Genomic DNA, 16686 nt, shown 5'->3' with positions numbered 1-16686 from the left:
CCCGGAAGTTGGTGGCCCGGGGTCTTCCGGTCATTCGTTGAACGCGGCTTCGGCGTCAGTTGCGACTTGTGCGAGAATGGCCTCGGCCTGCGAAGGGTCGTCGATGAAGCGGGTGAACATCGAAAGTCCCACCTCGGCCACCGGAGGCGGCGTGGCGAGGTCGTAGTTGAAGGCGAAGGCCTCGGCCGCCGCCACTCTCGCGGCCGCCTTCTGCATCACCGCATTGTAGCTTGCCGGGTCGACGTTCACGTTCGCCGACAGCGCGCCCTGCGCGTTGGCCCAGGCCGCCTGCACCCCGGCGTCCGAGACCATGAAGGCCAGGAACTTCTCGGCGCCCTCGACATTCGCGGCATTCGCGGCGATCACCAGCCCGTCGACCGGGCCGACCGCGGCGTTGGGCACGCCGTCCTTGATCTTGGGGAACTCGAAGAAGTCGTAATCCTGTCCCGGAACAAGCCCGTTGCCGTTCCAGTAGCCGGTGATCCAGGTTCCCATCAGCGTCATCGCCGCCTCTCCGCGCGCCACCTTGTCCGAGGCATCGGTCCAGTCGTCGGCGTTTGCGTTTTCAACAAAGTAGCCCTTGTCGAACAGTTCTTTCCACATTGCCAGGGCAGCGGCGACCTCTGGGTCGGAGTACTTGGCATCGCCCGTCATCAGGCGCGCACGATAGTCCGGTCCTGCGGTGCGCAGCAGCAGGTAGTCGAACCAGAATTGTGCCGGCCAGCGGTTTTTCGACCCAAGCGCGACGGGGGCCACGCCCTTGCCCTTCAGCGTTTCGCACAGCGCCAGGAAATCATCCCAGCTTGCGGGAGGGGCCGTCATTCCGGCGTCTGCAAGCACCTTCACGTTGTAGAACATGCCGGCGTAGTGGTAGTTCATCGGCACCAGATAGCGCTTGCCATTGTATAGCGTGGCGCTGTCGGCGACTGGCTTGGCGATGATCCCGTCAAGGCCGTTGGCCCCCCACATTTCGTCTATCGGATGCAGCGAATTCGAATCGACGATGAACTGCACCCGCGCTCCGGCCCAGTAGCTGAACACGTCCGGCAGGCTGTTGCCCGCAGCCCGAACGAGGATGTCGGTCTTGAAATCCTCGTGCCCGACCGGGCTTTCCTTCATCGCGATGCCGGTGGCCTCGGTGAACTTGGCGATCTGCTCGTTGAAGGCCTTGAGCCCCAGTTCTCCGGTGAAGTAGTGGCTGATCGTCACTTCGCCCGCTTGCGCCCGGGCCATCCGGCCCATGCTCAGGAGCGGGACGGCAAGCGACCCCAGCAACACGCCGCGCCGACTGATCTGCTTCATCTCATCCTCCCAAGAAGTTTAAACATGCGGCACTTCTTCCTGCCGTCCTGTCCTTGATTGCCAAGAATTGCCACCATGTCAACGAAAAGTATTGCATATCGCCTGACAATGCGAGAAAAGTCCTGATATGGAAGCATGAGGATGGAAAAGTTGCGCTATGTAAAACTATCTGTTTAGCATAGCGCAAATTCAACGAAACGCGATCGGAGCCCGCCCCATGCGCCTGCTGCAATCCCTGTCCCGTGGTCTGGAGGCCCTCAGCTACATGACCGCCCAGTCCGATCCCGTTCGCCTGACCGACGTGGCCGAGGCGCTCGGTATCGACAAGTCCAACGCAGCGCATCTGCTGAAGACTCTGGTCGCCAAGGACTACGCGGTGCAGGACGACAATCGCCGCTATCGGCCAAGTGCCAGGCTGGTCGGCACCCCGCGGACCGAACACACGCTGGAAGAGATCGTCGCGGTCAAGGAAGCCTGGCGCGGCACTCTGGAGACGCTGGTTGCCGAAACCGGTGAATGCGCGCATCTCGCAGTGCTGGTTGGTTCGCGGGTCTGGTACATCGACAAGGTGGATTCGCCGCTGCCGCTGAAGGTCGATCATCCGATCGGCGCGCTTTCGCCGCTGCATTGTACCGCGCTTGGTAAGGCCTTCCTCAGCTTCGGCCGCGCACAATTGCCGGACGACCAGCCCGTCTTCACGCCCCGCACCCTCACCACCCGCCGCGCGCTGGCGGAAGAGATCGAGCGCACCCGCGCCCGGGGCTATTCGATCGACGACGAGGAGTTTGCCCCGGGCATCCGCTGCGTTGCCCGGCCGATCTACGACGGGGCAGGAGTGATGATTGCGGCTGTTGGGATTTCTGGCCCCTCGGTTCGAGTCACCGATGCCCGCCTGCACGAACTTGGCCGCATCGTGGCCGCCGCGGGACAGGGCGGACGACAGAAGGAGCCTCAACGATGACCTTGGCGCCCCTGCGTGTCGGACTGATCGGCACGGGACGGATTTCGGACCTGCACGCCATCGAATATCTGCAGAACCCGGACGCGCGGATTGTGGCGCTGTGTGACCGCGATGTCGCGCAGGCCAAGGCGAAGGCCGCCGCCTGGGGTATCCCGGACGTGGCGGTTGACGACGATATTGATGCATTCCTTGCCCGCCCCGACCTTGATCTGGTCGAGATCCTTCTGCCACACCACCTGCATCTGCCGGTGGCGCTGAAAGCCATCGCGGGGGGCAAGATCATCTCGCTGCAAAAGCCGATGTGTCTGAACCTGGCCGAAGCCGACCAGCTGGTCGCCGCCGCCGAGGCACATGACCGCCCGGTGAAGATTTTCGAGAACTTCATATTTTACCCGCCGGTAATGAAGGCGCGCGAATTGATCGACCAGGGCGCCATCGGCACGCCTCAGTCGATTCGGATCAAGTCGAACCCTGCCCGCAGCGCTACCTCTTGGGACGTGCCCGCGGCTGCGAATGCGTGGCGGCAGGAGAAGGGGCATGCGGGTGGCGGGCCGCTGGTTTTCGACGACGGGCACCACAAGTTTGCGCTCGCCTGGCATTTCATGGGCAACCCTCAGGAAGTCCATGCCTTCATCGGCGACTGCGAAGGCCCGGGCGGCATCCGGTTCGACGCCCAGTCGATGGTATCCTTTCGCTTCCCCGGAAACCGCGTCGGAAACCTGGAGATCGTCTATTCGCCCGATATGGAGCTTATGACCCGGCACTATGCCCAGGATGACCGGGTAGAGATCACCGGCACTGCCGGAGTGATCTTTATCAACGGTGGGCATGGGCGGCTGGGGGCCACGCCTCCGGTCACGCTCTACCGGGACGGGACGCTGACCACCTACGACATCCCGACGGGGTGGGAGCACAGTTTCATCCAGTCGACCCGCCATTACATCAACGCCCTTAGGACCGGGGCGCCACCTGTCCTTACAGCCTCCGAAGGCCGCCAGGTCCTGCGCTTTGCGCTCGCCGCCGAACAGTCGGCCCGTGAAGGCCGGACCATCCGGCTGGACGGCTGACAGGGGAAGCGGCCATGAACGCACCGTCTTTTCGTTTCGCCGATCTCACCACCTCGGAAGAGCGCGCGCGTTTCCTGGCCAGAGCGGGTGGGCTATCGGCCCTGCTTGCGGCCGACGGCGCAGGTCCGACCGTGACCCTTCCGTTGGCCGAAGGACTGATCCTCGGACTGATGCGCCAGCGCGTGACCAAGTATCTGGCGATCTTCGGCCATGGCTCGACCGCTCTCGCCGATGTTCTGCGGGTCTATGAGGCCGCCGGCCTGGTGCGCTGCTGGCAGTTCCGGAACGAGGTGGAAATGGCCCATGCGGCAACTGCGTTGTCTTGGGTCTACGGCGAGGTACCGGCGGTCGTGACCTCCATCGGTCCAGGCGCCCTGCAGGCCATGGCAGCTTCTTTGGCAGCCAGCTCCAACAGTATCGGCGTCTATCACCTTTATGGTGATGAGACGACCCATGGCGAAGGTTACAACATGCAGCAGGTGCCGAAACCGGCACAGGGGGTCTTTTCCCAGATCTCCTCCCTGATGGGGGCCTCCTACACGCTGCATAGCCCGGGCTCTCTGCGTGACGGACTACGGAAAGGTGCGTCTTCCGTCTTCCATCCCTGGAAGCCCGGGCCCTTCTACCTCAATCTGCCGATCAACACGCAGGAAGCGCCAGTAACGCTGCGGCTGGACGCCCTGCCAGAGCGCCCGTCCTTTCCGGCAATGGCCCCCGCTGCCGACGACCCGCTGGCCGAAGCGGCGCAGGCGATTGCCGGAACTGCACGGGTGGCGATCAAGGCCGGGGGCGGCGCACGCACGGCGGCCGCGTCCGTCCGGCGCTTGGCGGAAGCCGCGGGGGCGGCGGTCGTCCTGTCGCCCGGGTCGGTTGGGGTGATGCCCGACGACCATCCGCAGAATCTGCATGTCGGCGGCTCGAAGGGGTCGATCAGCGGCAACTGGGTGATGGAGGAAGCCGAGCTTCTGGTGGTCATCGGCAGCCGCGCGGTGTGCCAGGCGGATTGCTCCGGAATTGGTTGGCCGAACGTGCGCCAGGTCATCAACCTGAACGCCGATCCGGTCGACGTGCAGCACTACAATGCGACGATCGCCCTGACGGGTGATGCGGCGACGGTAGCAGACCGGCTGGTCCGCCTGCTGGAGGGAGTGAGCCAGGCCCCGGCCAAGGCCGAATGGCTGAGCGCGGCAGCGGCGAAGAAGGCCGATTGGCAGGCTTTCCGCGCGGCCCGCGCTGCGGGTCCGGCCCTGACCGATCCGTTCTGGCCGCGGCCAGTGATGACGCAGCCGCAAGCCATTGCCGCGGCGGATGCGTGGTGCCGGACGGCGGGCGCTTTGAAGTTCTTCGACGCTGGCGACGTGCAGGCCAACGGCTTCCAGATCATCCAGGACGACACACCCTTCCAGACCTTCACTGAAAGTGGCGCCTCCTACATGGGTTTTGCCGTCTCGGCCCTCCTCTCGCAGGCGCTGGCAGAGAGGGGGAGATATGGTGTGGCGTTCACCGGCGACGGATCCTTTATGATGAACCCGCAGGTCCTGATCGATGCCGTGGCGCACGGAGTACATGGCACGATCCTTCTGTTCGACAACCGCCGCATGGCCGCGATTTCCAGCTTGCAGGAAGCGCAGTATGGCGTGAACTGGCGGACCCACGACGGGGTTGAGGTCGACTACCTTGCCCTTGGGCGGGCGGTGAAGGGCGTCGCAGCCTTCGGCGGCGGCGCCTCCCCGGAAGACCTGATCAAAGCGCTGTCTCGGGCGCAGGCCCATCCGGGCCTCAGCCTGGTGCATGTTCCCGTCTATTTCGGGCCCGATCCGGCGGGTGGCATGGGGTCCTTTGGTCAGTGGAACGTCGGCAACTGGTGCACTGCGGTTCAGGCCCGCTACGCCGAAACCCTGATCTGAAGGACAAGCCGATGTATTCCTCCCAAGGGCTCTTTCTCGACGGCCAGTGGCGTGCCGCTGCCGATGGCGCGACTATGCCCGTCCACAGTCCCGTGACCGAGGCCATGATCGGCACCATCCCCGTCGCGACCGAAGCCGATCAAGACGCCGCCCTATCCGCCGCCGGCCGCAGCTTTCCCGGCTGGGCGGCCACTTCGGCATGGGATCGCTCAAAGGTCTTGAGACGCACGGCTGACTACCTGCGGGCCAACGCCGACCCGCTCGCCCGGGTGATGTCGGCCGAAACCGGCAAGCCCCTGGCCGAGGCGCGTGCCGAGGTCAACGCCAGCGCGGACCAGTTCGAATGGCAGGGTGAAGAGGCCAAGCGCATCTATGGGCAGACGATCCCGGGCCGGAACCCGCACGAACGACTTTCCGTCAGCTACCAGCCCATCGGCCCCTGCCTGTCCCTGACGGCCTGGAACTTCCCGATGCTGCTCCCGGCCCGCAAGATCGCCGCCGCGCTGGCCGCCGGATGCAGCATCGTCGCCCGCCCCGCCAGCGAAGCGCCTGGGAGTTGCTTCGCGCTGGCCGATGCGCTTGTCGCAGCGGGACTGCCCGGCGGCATTCTATCGATCCTCACGGGTCCCGCGATGCCGATGGTCGAGCGGCTGATCCGCGCTCCGGTGATCCGCAAGGTCTCGCTGACCGGGTCGGTGTCGGTCGGACGGCAGGTGCTTCGCATTGCCGCAAATGACGTGAAGAAGGTGACGATGGAGCTTGGCGGCCATGCACCAGTTATCGTCCATGCCGACACCGATCCCGTGGCGGCCGCGCGCAAGCTTGCCGCGACCAAGTTCCGTAACTGCGGCCAGGTCTGCATCTCGCCGTCGCGCTTCTATGTCCACCGTTCGATCCTGCCAGCCTTCGAGACGGCCTTCGCTGAAGTCGCCGGCGACCTTCGCCTGGGAGACGGGCTGGATCCATCCACGACGATGGGCCCGATGATCCGCGCCGGCGCGGTCGAGACAGCCCTTGCCCTCATTGCCGACGCCCGCGACAACGGCGCGCGCCTGTTGGCCGGAGGCAACAGACCGGCCCATCTGAACCACGGGCATTTCCTGGAACCCACCGTCTTGTCCGATGTGCCGGACCACGCCCGCATCATGCACGAGGAACCCTTTGCACCGGTCGCCCCGATCGCCGCCTGGGAGGATTTCGACGAAGTGATCGCTTGCGCCAATTCCACTGACTTCGGCCTTTCCGCCTATGTCTTCACAGAGAACGCCGCGCTTGCCGCGCGCACCGCCGACAGATTGGAGGCAGGTATGGTAGGTATCAACGAAACGCTGCTCGCCACCGCCGAAGCCCCCTTTGGTGGCTCGAAACAGTCCGGTTTCGGTCGCGAGGGCGGCAGCCTTGGCATCCTCGACTACCTCAGCCCGAAATACACCCGACACCGCCTGAGTCTTGCCTGAAAGGACCGAGCCATGACCAAGCCGCAGGGCCTTGACAACGGACTGACCAACTATGGCGACCGGGACTTCGCGCGCTATCTGCGCCGCTCTTTCGCCAAATCGATGGGCTATACCGGTGCGGCACTGGATAAACCCATCGTCGGCATCTGCACCAGTGAAAGCGGCTTCAACAACTGCCACCGCCACTTCCCCGAGATGATCGAGGCAGTGACGCGCGGTGTCCTTGCCGCCGGTGCCTTGCCGATTACCTTCCCGGTGATCTCGCTGGGTGAGGTCTTCCTGTCGCCCACGTCGATGGTCTATCGCAACCTGATGGCGATGGCGGTGGAAGAAATGATCCGCGCCCAGCCGATGGATGCCGTGGTGCTGATGGGCGGCTGCGACAAGACCGTGCCCGCCATGCTGATGGGCGCGATTTCCGCCGACAAGCCTGCCGTAATGGTCGTTGCCGGGCCGATGATGACGGGTCGCCATCGAGGCGAGCGGCTGGGCGCCTGCACCGATTGCCGTCGTTTCTGGGGCAGCTTTCGTGCAGGAAAGGTCTCTGCGGACGAGATTGACCAGGTTGAGGGGCGCCTTGCGGTGACCGCTGGCACCTGCGCCGTGATGGGCACCGCCTCGACCATGGCGCTGTTGGCCGAGACGCTGGGGATGCTGCTGCCCGGATCGGCCGCGATCCCGGCGGTCCACGCCGACCGGCTGCGCAATTGCGAGGAAACCGGGGCGCTGGCCGCCGGGATGGCGCTGACCGGAGGGCCGAGACCGACTGAAGTTGTTGTCCCCGCCGCTGTCCGCAATGCGCAGCGCGTTCTGCTGGCGGTGTCGGGCTCGACCAATGCCGTCATCCACCTGGCTGCGGTCGCCCGCCGCATCGGCATCAAGCTGGACCTCGACGCTTTCAATCGGCTTTCGGACGAAACGCCGGTTCTGGTCGATCTGAAGCCCGTCGGTGCGGGCTACATGGAGGATTTCCACTATGCCGGAGGTCTGGAAGGCGTACTGCGCGAAATCGCGCCGCAGTTGGAAACAGAAACCGTCAGTGTCACTGGCGAGACGCTTGCCGATCGCTTGGCCCACCCGTTGCCCGATCCGATCGATCGTGCCGTGATCCGCGAGGCAACTGATCCGATCTCTCCCGTGGGCGGGCTGATCGCACTCCGGGGCAGTCTTGCGCCGGAAGGTGCCATCCTGAAACGAGCCGCTGCGACCGACGCGCTTCTGGAACACGAAGGTCGGGCAGTGGTCTTCGCCTCGCTGGAAGACCTCGCGGAACGGATTGACGACCCCGGTCTGGACGTGGCCGCCGACGACATCCTGGTCCTCCAGAACGCCGGTCCGAAAAGCCCCAGCGGCATGCCCGAGGCCGGATACCTGCCGATCCCGAAGAAACTGGCGCAGGCGGGTGTCAAGGACATGGTGCGCATTTCGGATGCCCGCATGTCCGGCACTGCCTTCGGCACCATCGTTCTTCATGTCTCGCCCGAGGCAGCAATCGGCGGACCGCTTTCTCTCGTGCGCACTGGCGACAGGATCCGTCTCTCTGCCGCTGACAAGCGGATCGACCTGCTCGTTGATGATGCGACGCTGGCGCGACGCACTGCGGAAAGAACGGTGCCAACACATCAACCGAAGCGCGGCTATACACGGCTTTACCATGAGCACGTCACCTCGGCGACCGAGGGCTGCGATTTTGACTTCCTGGGACCCGAAGGCTGCTGATCCAGAAACAAGGCCTGCAAGATAGATGAAGTCGCGCGCCTGTGACCGGTCATGCGGTCCGACCGACCTTCAAGGGGCGTGAACACGCGCCAACCGCCGAGAGCATCTTCTTCGCGGGTGCGAGGCGCTCGTCATGAACCAGGAGGCTGGTGAGGAGAGGCGTCAATATGATTGACAGTTCAGTCAGTCGCGTGCCAAGCTGTCGTGGCACAAGCATCCGCTGGAGGTTTCATGCCCGTCGCGACGACCGCCTATCCGCACCGCGACCTGACAAAGTCCAACGCGCAGTTCCAGCGTGCGGTACAGCGGCTGCCGCTGGGCGTGTCCTCGACCTTCCGCTACTGGGGCGACGACCGAACGATCTATGTCCACCGCGGCAAGGGCGGGCGGACCTGGGACATCGACGGCAACGGCTATGTGGACTACCGCCTGGGGTATGGCCCGGCGATCCTCGGCTATGCCGACGACCGGGTAGATGCCGCAGCGCGCAAGGGAATGGAGGTGGGCGGCGTCTTCGCGCTATCGACCGAGAAGGAACTGACGGTCGCCGACCGAATCTCGAAGATGGTCCCGGCGGCGGAACTTGTCCGGTTCTCCAATTCTGGCACCGAGGCGGTGATGGCCGCGCTCCGGCTCGCCCGGGCCTACACGGGCCGCGAGGAGTACCTCCTGGTCGAAGGCGGCTATCACGGTCTCTTTGACGCGGCGATGTGGATGGCGGATATGGACCACTGGTCGCCGGGCGGCAATGCCGACCCCGAGGTCGTGCCCTATGGCAAGGGCATCCCGCCGACGGTAAAAAAGCTTGCTCATCTTGTACCTATGAACGACCTGCAGCGGCTGGAAGACACGTTCAAGACACAGGGCGACCGACTGGCGGCGATGCTGATCGAGCCGATCCAGGGCAACTGCTGCGGGATTTCCGCGCGTCGCGACTATGTGCAGCTCGCCCGCGATCTGTGCGACCGCTACGGCGTTCTCTTGATCATCGACGAGGTGAAGACCGGCTTCCGCGTTGGCAAGGGCGGGATACAGGGCATCCTAGGCATCCGTCCCGACATCACCACCTTCGCCAAGGCCATCGCCAACGGCTATCCGATAAGCCTGGTTGCGGGACGCGAGGATGTGATGCGGACTTTCCGCTATGGCGGCGCCAGCCATGGCGGCACCTATACGGCCCATTCCGTCAGCCTGGCCGCAGCCGAGGAATGTTTGCGCATCCTTGACGAGACCCCAGCGCTGGACACTCTGGCTGGTTACGGCGAGCGGCTGAAGGCCGGTATCTCCGAAATCCTGACCGCGCGCGGGGTCACTCACAGCTTCTCGGGCCATCCGTCCATGTTCGGCATCTTCTTCGCCGCCGAACCGCCCGACAACTACCGCGCCTGGAAGACCAGCGATTACAGCTTCTACGACCGGATGGCGCACTACCTGCATGACCTCGGTATCATCGTTGAGCCGGACAGCCGCGAGCCCTGGTTCATGTGCGAGGCGCATGGTCTGGATGACACCTGCCTGACCGACACGCTGAGGGCCGTGGAAACTGCGGTGGACCTGACCCTGCAGGATCAGGCCGACGGACGGCTGGATGCGGCTGAATGACCTATGACGCAGTGATCGTCGGCGCGGGCCACAATGGACTGGTGACCGCCAGCTATCTGGCACGCGCCGGAATGAAGGTCTGCGTGGTCGAAAAGAACGACTGGATCGGCGGCGCCGCGGTCAGCCGCGAGCTCTATCCGGGCTTCACCTATTCCAACTGTTCCTACGTCTCCTCGCTGTTTCGACCCGAAATAATGCGCGACCTGGAATTGCCGAAGCATGGCCTGCAGATCCTGCCCTACGAGGGCGGCGCGGTGTTCCAGGAGGGTGGAGGCTACCTTGGCATGTTCCGCGACCACGACGCCAACCGCCGTGAGTTCGCACGCCACTCGAAGCGCGACGCCGAGGCCTATGACATCTACGCCCGCGACGTTTTGCGCTTTTGCCGCTTCATCCGGCCGATGCTGCTGCGCACGCCGCCTGATCCGTCAAGCTTCCGCCCGCGCGACCTTGCGGAACTGATGTGGCTCGGTCGCCAGATGGGCGCGCTGTCCGAGGAGATGCGCGCGCGGATGGTGCAGTTCTGGACCATGAGCATCGCCGATTTCCTGGACCAGTATTTCGAAAGCCCGGTGATCAAGGGGTATCTCGCCGTCTCGGCGATCATCGGCACCGCGCTTGGACCGATGTCGCCGGGATCGGCCTACGTCCTGTTGCACCACTACATGGGTGATGTGGATGGCAACGTCGGCGCCTGGGGCTTTGCGCGTGGCGGCATGGGGTCGATCACGCGGGCGCTGACGGCCAGTCTGAAGGCTGCGGGGGGCGAGGTGCGGACGGGGCAGGGGGTCGAGAAGATCCTGGTCCAGAGCGGTCGCGCGGTCGGTGTCGTGCTGGCCAATGGCGATGAAGTGCGGGGCAAGCGCGTGATCTCCAACATGGACGTGAAGCGCACGTTCCTGAAACATGTCGATGAAGCCGAACTGCCGGACGATTTCGTGAAGCGCGTCAAGGCGTTCAAGATCCGCGGCTCCTCGGGCAAGCTGAACATTGCGCTTGATAGCACCCCGGTCTTCCCGGCCTTGCCGGAAGGTGCGCCCAATATTCGCGGCGACCTGCATTTCACCGATTCCATCGAGAAGATGGAGCGCGGCTATGACGACTGGAAGAATGGCCGTTTCAGTCGCGATCCGTTCCAGGACGTGATGATCCCGACCATGATCGACCCGACGATGACCCCGCCGGGCAAGCATTTCATGTCCTCCTTCGTGCAATATGCTCCCCCCAAGATCGAGGGTCGCGACTGGACCGACGCCGACCGCGACGCATTCCGCGACACCTGCCTGAACCAGATCGAGACCTACAGCCCCGGCTTCAAGGATCGCGTCTTGCATGTCGAGGTCCGCACGCCGCGCGAGCTGGAGGCGGAGGTTGGCCTGACCGAGGGCAATATCTTCCAGGGCGAACTGACCTTCGACCAGCTTCTCTTCAACCGCCCGGTGCCTGGATACGCGCAGTACCGCAGCCCGATCAGGGATCTGTGGATCTGCGGCTCCTCCACCCATCCGGGCGGCGGGGTGATGGGGGCACCGGGGCGCAATGCCGCGGCCGAGATGCTGCGCGAGGCCGGTGCGAAGGGGGGGATGCGCGATGCCTACGCCGTCCTCTGAGGTTCTGGTCATCGGGGGGGGCGTCAACGGGCTGGCCTGTGCCGCCCGGCTGGCCGCGAAGGGCCGCAAGGTCACGCTGCTGGAAGCGTCCGAGGTTGTCGGCGGCGGAGCGGGAGAGCGGGAATTTGCCCCGGGCTACCATGCCCCCGCACTGGCGCACCTGACGCAAGGGCTGGATACGCGGGTTGTCGAGGCGATGGCTCTCGACCGCCACGGCCTTGCCTTCCACCCTGCGCTGGCGACCACGGTGCTGTCCGGCGAAGCAGAATCGCTGACGGTCAGGGGTGGCAAGACCTCTGGTGTCGACGCTGCGGCCTGGGAGGCATTGCACCGGAAGCTTTCGGCTTTTGCCCGGGTTCTGGCGCCGTTACGGCAGATGCGGCCCGTGCGTCTGGCTGGTGAGAACCGGCTGTTCGGGCTGGCGCGGCAGGGTCTTGGTATCCGTGCCCTCGGCAAGGACGACTTCCGCGAACTGCTGCGGATGGTCCTGATCAATGTCCACGACGTGGCCGAGGACGAGTTGAGCGATGACAGGCTCAAGGGTCTTCTGGCCTTCGACGCCACGCTCGGGGCCTGGCTTGGCCCGCGCTCGCCCAATTCGCTGATCCTCTATCTTGATCGACTGGCGCGCGGGGCCGACCCGCTCTTGCCCAAGGGCGGCATGGGTGCGCTGGCCGTGGCCATGGGCAAGGCGGCTGCGGCAGCGGGCGTCGAGGTCCGCACCGGGTCTGCAGTGGAGAAGATCGTGGTCGAGGGCGACCGCGCCGTCGGCGTGCGGCTCGAGGGTGGCGAGGTGGTGCGGGTCGGCCTGGTGGTCTCGGCAATGAATCCGCGCACGACCCTTCATCAACTTGTGGGTGCGGCAGCCCTTGATGCCGGGTTCTTCAAGGCGACAGGCCATGTCCGGATGCGCGGGGCAGCGGCAAAGCTGCATCTTGCCCTCCGCGGCACCCCCGATTTCCGCGGTGCCGATCTTAAGTCCCGCATCGTCATCGCCCCCTCCTCCGAGGCGGTGGAGCGCGCCTTCAACCCGGTGAAATACGGCGAAGTGCCCGAGCTGCCGGTGATGGAGGTTATCCTGCCCTCGGCGCATGACCCCGGGCTGGCCCCGGCGGGGCACCATGTCCTTACTGCCATCGTCCAATACGCACCTCACGCCCCGAAAGCCGGGCTGGAGGCGGCGCGGGCCGAGATGCTGGAGAATACGCTGAACGTCCTGGAGCAGCACTCACCCGGGCTGCGGTCGCTGGTCGTTCAGGCCGAACTCCTGATGCCGCAGGACATCGAGGCGCGCTTCGGCATGGTCGGCGGCAACTGGCATCATGGGGAACTCGCGGTGGAACAGATGCTGTTCAACCGCCCGACATTTGCCGCAGCGCAATATTCCACGCCTCTGCCGGGCTTGTGGCTTGCGGGGGCGGGCAGCCATCCGGGCGGCGGCATCAACGGCGCGGCAGGATGGAACGCGGCGGGGGCGATCCTGGAGGCGAAGGCATGACCGTGCTTACCCATTTCCGCACACCGCTATTGCAAACCCCGTTCCATGCCCGAACGTCGGCGGCAAACGTCCTGAATCGCTGGGGGCCCTGGGGCGGCTACATGACGGCGCTCTGTTTCGGCGACGCGGACATGGAGTATACCGCCATCCGAAACGCGGCTTCGGTTTACGATCTATGCCCGATGGTGAAATACCGCATCACGGGCAAGGACGCAGTCGGCTATCTCAACCGGCTTACCCTGCGTGATGCGGGGAAGCTGCCGGTCGGAGCCGTGCATTATACCGGCTGGACTGACGATGCCGGAAAGCTCCTGGACGATGGCACGCTTTTCCGGCACGGGCCGGAGGAGTATCTGATCTGTTGCCAGGAGCGTCACCTGCCCTGGTTTCTCGCTTCGGCCGAAGGGTTTGATGTCTCGGTGGCGGAAGTGACCGAAGACATCGCAGCCTTGTCGCTGCAAGGGCCCTGTTCGGCCACCGTTCTGGCAGCGGCGGGCTTCGATGTCTCGACCCTGAAGCCCTTCCGCATGGCGACCTTCCCTTTCGGCAAGGGCCAGATCACCATCTCGCGCACCGGATTTACCGGGGATCTGGGCTACGAGCTCTGGATGACGCCCGGACAGGCACTGCCGCTTTGGGACCATCTGATGCAGGCTGGCGCGCCCTGGGGCATCCGACCGATCGGCACCGATGCGCTGAACCTCGCCCGGATCGAGGCTGGGTTCATCATCACCAACATGGACTTCGTGCCCGCTCACCAGGCGGTACGGGAAGATCGTCCGCGCAGCCCGTTGGAGCTGGGTCTGGGCTGGATGATCGACTGGGACAAGGGTCATTTCACCGGCCGCCGCGCCCTTCTGGCCGAGCGCGAGCGTGGGCCGGAGTGGCAAATGGTGGGACTGGACGTCCCCGGCAACGTCAGCGCAGAGGGTTCGATCCTTTATCACAACAAGCGGCAGGAGGCCGGCTTCGTGACCGCCGCTGCCTGGTCGCCTGCGCTGAAGGCAAGCGTCGCCATCGCGCAGGTCCAGTCGAAATACCTGAAGGCGAATGACCTCTGGGTCGAAATCTATGCCCTGCGCGAGCTGCAATATGCCAAACTGATGCTGCCGGTCCGGGTGGTGGAGCGGCCCTTCTTCAACCCTGCCCGCAAACGGGCCATGCCGCCAGAGCGCACATGATGGACCAGCCCCGCTTCCAGACACCGCATCCCGACTCGCCGCGCCTTGACCATTGCCCCGAGGGGCTGCCCCGCGCAGCCTATGTCACGCCAGAGTGGTTCGACGCGGAAATGGCAACCGTTTTCGCGCGCCAATGGGTCTGTGTCGGGCGCACGGACAGCTTCCGTCCCGGTACGATGCGGCGCGTGACGGTCGGGGCGGCGCCGGTGATCGTCTGTGATGGCGATGGCAGCATCAGGGCCTGGCACAACTCCTGTCCGCACCGGGGATCGGAACTGTGCGTGGATGAGGAACAGGCGCTGGGCAAGCTGATCCGCTGCCCGTATCACGCCTTTTCCTTCGCTTCCTCTGACGGACGGCTGGTCTCAACCGCCCATGCGGTGCCGACGCCGGACTTCGACCGGTCGGCGCATGGTTTGCGCCCGGTGTCGTGCCGGGTCTGGTACGGCTTCCTGTTTCTGAATCTCGCCGAAGATCCCGGAGAGATTCATGCCGATGTGGGCCTGCGCACTCTGGACAATTGGCCGATGGACAGCCTGGTCACTGGCCACCGCTGGGAGACCGAGATCGCCTGCAACTGGAAGGCCTTCTGGGAGAACTACTCGGAATGCCTGCACTGCCCGGGCATCCACCCCGAGCTTTGCGATATGGTTCCGGTCTACGGCCGTGGGATCATGGGCGCGACCGAAGCGCCCGACTGGACACCCGCCGATCCGGTCGCACCGAACCTGCGCCCCGGTGCGCAGACCTGGACGGCAGACGGCACCCCCTGCGGCCCGGTATTCCCCGGCCTCACCGAAGCCGAACGACAGGCAGGCTATTCCTTCGTGACGCTCTGGCCCTCGGTCTATGTCGTCGCCCATGTCGACTATGTGCGCTCGGTCCGGATCGTGCCGCTTGGGCCGGAGCGGACACGGCTGATTGCCGAATGGCACTTCCCGGCGGAAACGCTGGTGCGGCCGGGGTTCGATGCGGCGACGGTCGCCGCATTCGCCACGCTGGTGATGGAACAGGATGGTGCGGCCTCGGAAATGAACCAGCGCGGCATGCGCTCTCCTGCCTTCGTTGCCGCGCGGCTGATGCCCGAGGAATACGAGATACACCGCTTTCACAACTGGGTTCTGGACCAGATGGAGGGGAAGTCATGATGGAAATGCCGCTGAAATCCCTGCCGGTGCCGAATGACTGGGATCGATCGGGCCTGCCTCCCTGGACCTACCATTCCGACGCGCTTCTGACGCTTGAGCGGGACCACGTCTTCCTGAACCATTGGCAGGTGGCCGGGCACATTTCAGACCTCCCCGCACCCGGTGACTGGCTGACCTTCGACCTTCTGGGAGAACGTGCCGTGGTGATGCGCGGGCAGGATGGGCAGGTTCGCGCCTTTCACAATCTTTGCCGCCACCGTGGCGCCCGGGTGGTGGACGGTCGCCAGGGCCATTGCCGTGGGTCGGTGGTCTGCCCGTTCCATGGCTGGGTCTACAACCTCGACGGCAGCCTGCGCGGCGCGGCGCAGCCCGACAGCTTTGGCGGCCTGGACAAGGCCAAGTTCGGCCTCAAACCAATCGAGCTGGAGGTCTTCCACGGCTTTGTCTTCCTGCGTTTCCACCCCGGCCCGCAGCCCGCGGTCGCTGATCTTCTGTCCCCCTATGCCGCCGACTTTGCGGCCTATGGCAGCACCGCGATGCTGCCTGCCGCCACGGCAAGCTGGGAAACCGAACTGCCGGTGAACTGGAAATCGGTGCGCGACGTCGACAACGAAGGCTATCATGTGCCGCTCGCCCATCCGTCGCTGCAGGAGCTGTACGGTCGGGACTATCGCGACATCTACCTGGATCACGGGCTGCATATGTCGTTCGGCGTCTTCGGCGACCGGCCGGGGCGGCGATGGTCCGTGCGTCACTATGTGAAATACGCCCCCGAACATGCCGACCTGCCGACGCACCTGCGCAAGAGCTGGACCTATTATGGCCTCTGGCCGAACACTGTCTTTGCCTTCACGCCAGAGGGCGCGCAGTACTACCATGACCTGCCGCGCGGTCCGGCCCGCACGCTGTTGACTGGCCGCAGTTATCGCCCTGCAAACGAGACGCGGGCGCAGATGCTGGCGCGCTACTTGGCGATGCGGATCGACCGCGACACCTCGGCCGAGGACCAGCAGCTTACCATCTGGTCGAACGAATCGATGAAGTCACAGGCCTTCGACGGGTTTCATTTGTCGGACCACGAATGGGGCCTGCGTCGCCATCATGATCGTCTGCGGGCCCAGGTTCCGGTGATGGGCCTGCTCACGGCCCCGTCCGAAGCCGAAATGGTCAGGCTGAATGCGGAAATGCTTGGCACACGCCCGGAAACCGGGGAACGATGATTTAGCGGCGCCCG

At 64.8% G+C, this 16686-nt stretch carries 12 protein-coding genes; 11 read left to right on the top strand and 1 reads right to left on the bottom strand.

Translation table 11 applies throughout. From position 1 onward, the window contains the following. Nucleotides 1-30: 30 nt before the first annotated feature. Nucleotides 31-1302 carry an extracellular solute-binding protein gene (locus JNL31_RS11785; protein ID WP_294973460.1) on the bottom strand — a complete coding sequence of 424 codons (1272 nt, stop codon included), beginning with the start codon at nucleotides 1300-1302 and terminating at the stop codon, nucleotides 31-33. A gap of 217 nt (nucleotides 1303-1519) precedes the next feature. Between JNL31_RS11785 and JNL31_RS11780 the strand changes: the two genes are divergently transcribed. From JNL31_RS11780 to JNL31_RS11730, 11 genes are all read left to right on the top strand, one after another. After that, on the top strand, nucleotides 1520-2263 hold the full coding sequence (locus JNL31_RS11780; protein WP_294973458.1) for an IclR family transcriptional regulator: 744 nt from the start codon (nucleotides 1520-1522) through the stop codon (nucleotides 2261-2263). Beyond that, the gene (locus tag JNL31_RS11775; RefSeq protein WP_294973457.1) at nucleotides 2260-3330 is read left to right on the top strand and encodes a Gfo/Idh/MocA family oxidoreductase; all 1071 of its coding nucleotides are present in this window, start codon (nucleotides 2260-2262) and stop codon (nucleotides 3328-3330) included. Before JNL31_RS11780 ends, JNL31_RS11775 begins: the two co-directional genes overlap by 4 nt. Nucleotides 3331-3344: 14 nt before the next feature. Beyond that, complete coding sequence (locus JNL31_RS11770) at nucleotides 3345-5237, top strand: thiamine pyrophosphate-dependent enzyme (protein ID WP_294973455.1); 1893 nt, start codon at nucleotides 3345-3347, stop codon at nucleotides 5235-5237. An 11-nt stretch (nucleotides 5238-5248) separates the two neighbouring features. Continuing rightward, nucleotides 5249-6694 carry an NAD-dependent succinate-semialdehyde dehydrogenase gene (locus JNL31_RS11765; RefSeq protein WP_294973453.1) on the top strand — a complete coding sequence of 482 codons (1446 nt, stop codon included), beginning with the start codon at nucleotides 5249-5251 and terminating at the stop codon, nucleotides 6692-6694. Nucleotides 6695-6706: 12 nt separating this feature from the next. Continuing rightward, nucleotides 6707-8413 carry a dihydroxy-acid dehydratase gene (locus tag JNL31_RS11760; protein WP_294973451.1) on the top strand — a complete coding sequence of 569 codons (1707 nt, stop codon included), beginning with the start codon at nucleotides 6707-6709 and terminating at the stop codon, nucleotides 8411-8413. 231 nt (nucleotides 8414-8644) lie between these two features. Then, nucleotides 8645-10015: an aspartate aminotransferase family protein gene (locus JNL31_RS11755; protein WP_294973449.1), complete on the top strand. Its 1371-nt coding sequence runs from the start codon at nucleotides 8645-8647 to the stop codon at nucleotides 10013-10015. Further along, nucleotides 10012-11625 (top strand): NAD(P)/FAD-dependent oxidoreductase, encoded by a 1614-nt coding sequence (locus tag JNL31_RS11750; protein WP_294973447.1) that lies wholly within the window; start codon nucleotides 10012-10014, stop codon nucleotides 11623-11625. Before JNL31_RS11755 ends, JNL31_RS11750 begins: the two co-directional genes overlap by 4 nt. Then, nucleotides 11606-13123, top strand: coding sequence for an NAD(P)/FAD-dependent oxidoreductase (locus tag JNL31_RS11745; RefSeq protein WP_294973445.1), 1518 nt, complete (start codon nucleotides 11606-11608; stop codon nucleotides 13121-13123). Before JNL31_RS11750 ends, JNL31_RS11745 begins: the two co-directional genes overlap by 20 nt. Beyond that, nucleotides 13120-14304: an aminomethyltransferase family protein gene (locus JNL31_RS11740; RefSeq protein WP_294973443.1), complete on the top strand. Its 1185-nt coding sequence runs from the start codon at nucleotides 13120-13122 to the stop codon at nucleotides 14302-14304. The genes JNL31_RS11745 and JNL31_RS11740 overlap by 4 nt, the downstream gene beginning before the upstream one ends. Further along, the gene (locus tag JNL31_RS11735) at nucleotides 14304-15452 is read left to right on the top strand and encodes an aromatic ring-hydroxylating dioxygenase subunit alpha (RefSeq protein WP_294973442.1); all 1149 of its coding nucleotides are present in this window, start codon (nucleotides 14304-14306) and stop codon (nucleotides 15450-15452) included. The genes JNL31_RS11740 and JNL31_RS11735 overlap by 1 nt, the downstream gene beginning before the upstream one ends. Beyond that, nucleotides 15449-16672: an aromatic ring-hydroxylating dioxygenase subunit alpha gene (locus JNL31_RS11730; RefSeq protein WP_294973441.1), complete on the top strand. Its 1224-nt coding sequence runs from the start codon at nucleotides 15449-15451 to the stop codon at nucleotides 16670-16672. The genes JNL31_RS11735 and JNL31_RS11730 overlap by 4 nt, the downstream gene beginning before the upstream one ends. Nucleotides 16673-16686: the final 14 nt, after the last annotated feature.

Source organism: Tabrizicola sp., from assembly GCF_016792905.1.
GTDB lineage: Bacteria > Pseudomonadota > Alphaproteobacteria > Rhodobacterales > Rhodobacteraceae > Tabrizicola.
Note: the sequence above shows the minus strand (reverse complement) of the source record. Positions and strands in the feature narration are given on the sequence as shown.

Excerpts from the sequence above, each read along its gene's own strand:
- JNL31_RS11785 (WP_294973460.1), bottom strand. The coding sequence starts at position 1,302 with ATGAAGCAGATCAGTCGGCGCGGCGTGTTGCTGGGGTCGCTTGCCGTC.
- JNL31_RS11780 (WP_294973458.1), top strand. The coding sequence starts at position 1,520 with ATGCGCCTGCTGCAATCCCTGTCCCGTGGTCTGGAGGCCCTCAGCTAC.
- JNL31_RS11775 (WP_294973457.1), top strand. The coding sequence starts at position 2,260 with ATGACCTTGGCGCCCCTGCGTGTCGGACTGATCGGCACGGGACGGATT.
- JNL31_RS11770 (WP_294973455.1), top strand. The coding sequence starts at position 3,345 with ATGAACGCACCGTCTTTTCGTTTCGCCGATCTCACCACCTCGGAAGAG.
- JNL31_RS11765 (WP_294973453.1), top strand. The coding sequence starts at position 5,249 with ATGTATTCCTCCCAAGGGCTCTTTCTCGACGGCCAGTGGCGTGCCGCT.
- JNL31_RS11760 (WP_294973451.1), top strand. The coding sequence starts at position 6,707 with ATGACCAAGCCGCAGGGCCTTGACAACGGACTGACCAACTATGGCGAC.
- JNL31_RS11755 (WP_294973449.1), top strand. The coding sequence starts at position 8,645 with ATGCCCGTCGCGACGACCGCCTATCCGCACCGCGACCTGACAAAGTCC.
- JNL31_RS11750 (WP_294973447.1), top strand. The coding sequence starts at position 10,012 with ATGACCTATGACGCAGTGATCGTCGGCGCGGGCCACAATGGACTGGTG.
- JNL31_RS11745 (WP_294973445.1), top strand. The coding sequence starts at position 11,606 with ATGCCTACGCCGTCCTCTGAGGTTCTGGTCATCGGGGGGGGCGTCAAC.
- JNL31_RS11740 (WP_294973443.1), top strand. The coding sequence starts at position 13,120 with ATGACCGTGCTTACCCATTTCCGCACACCGCTATTGCAAACCCCGTTC.
- JNL31_RS11735 (WP_294973442.1), top strand. The coding sequence starts at position 14,304 with ATGGACCAGCCCCGCTTCCAGACACCGCATCCCGACTCGCCGCGCCTT.
- JNL31_RS11730 (WP_294973441.1), top strand. The coding sequence starts at position 15,449 with ATGATGGAAATGCCGCTGAAATCCCTGCCGGTGCCGAATGACTGGGAT.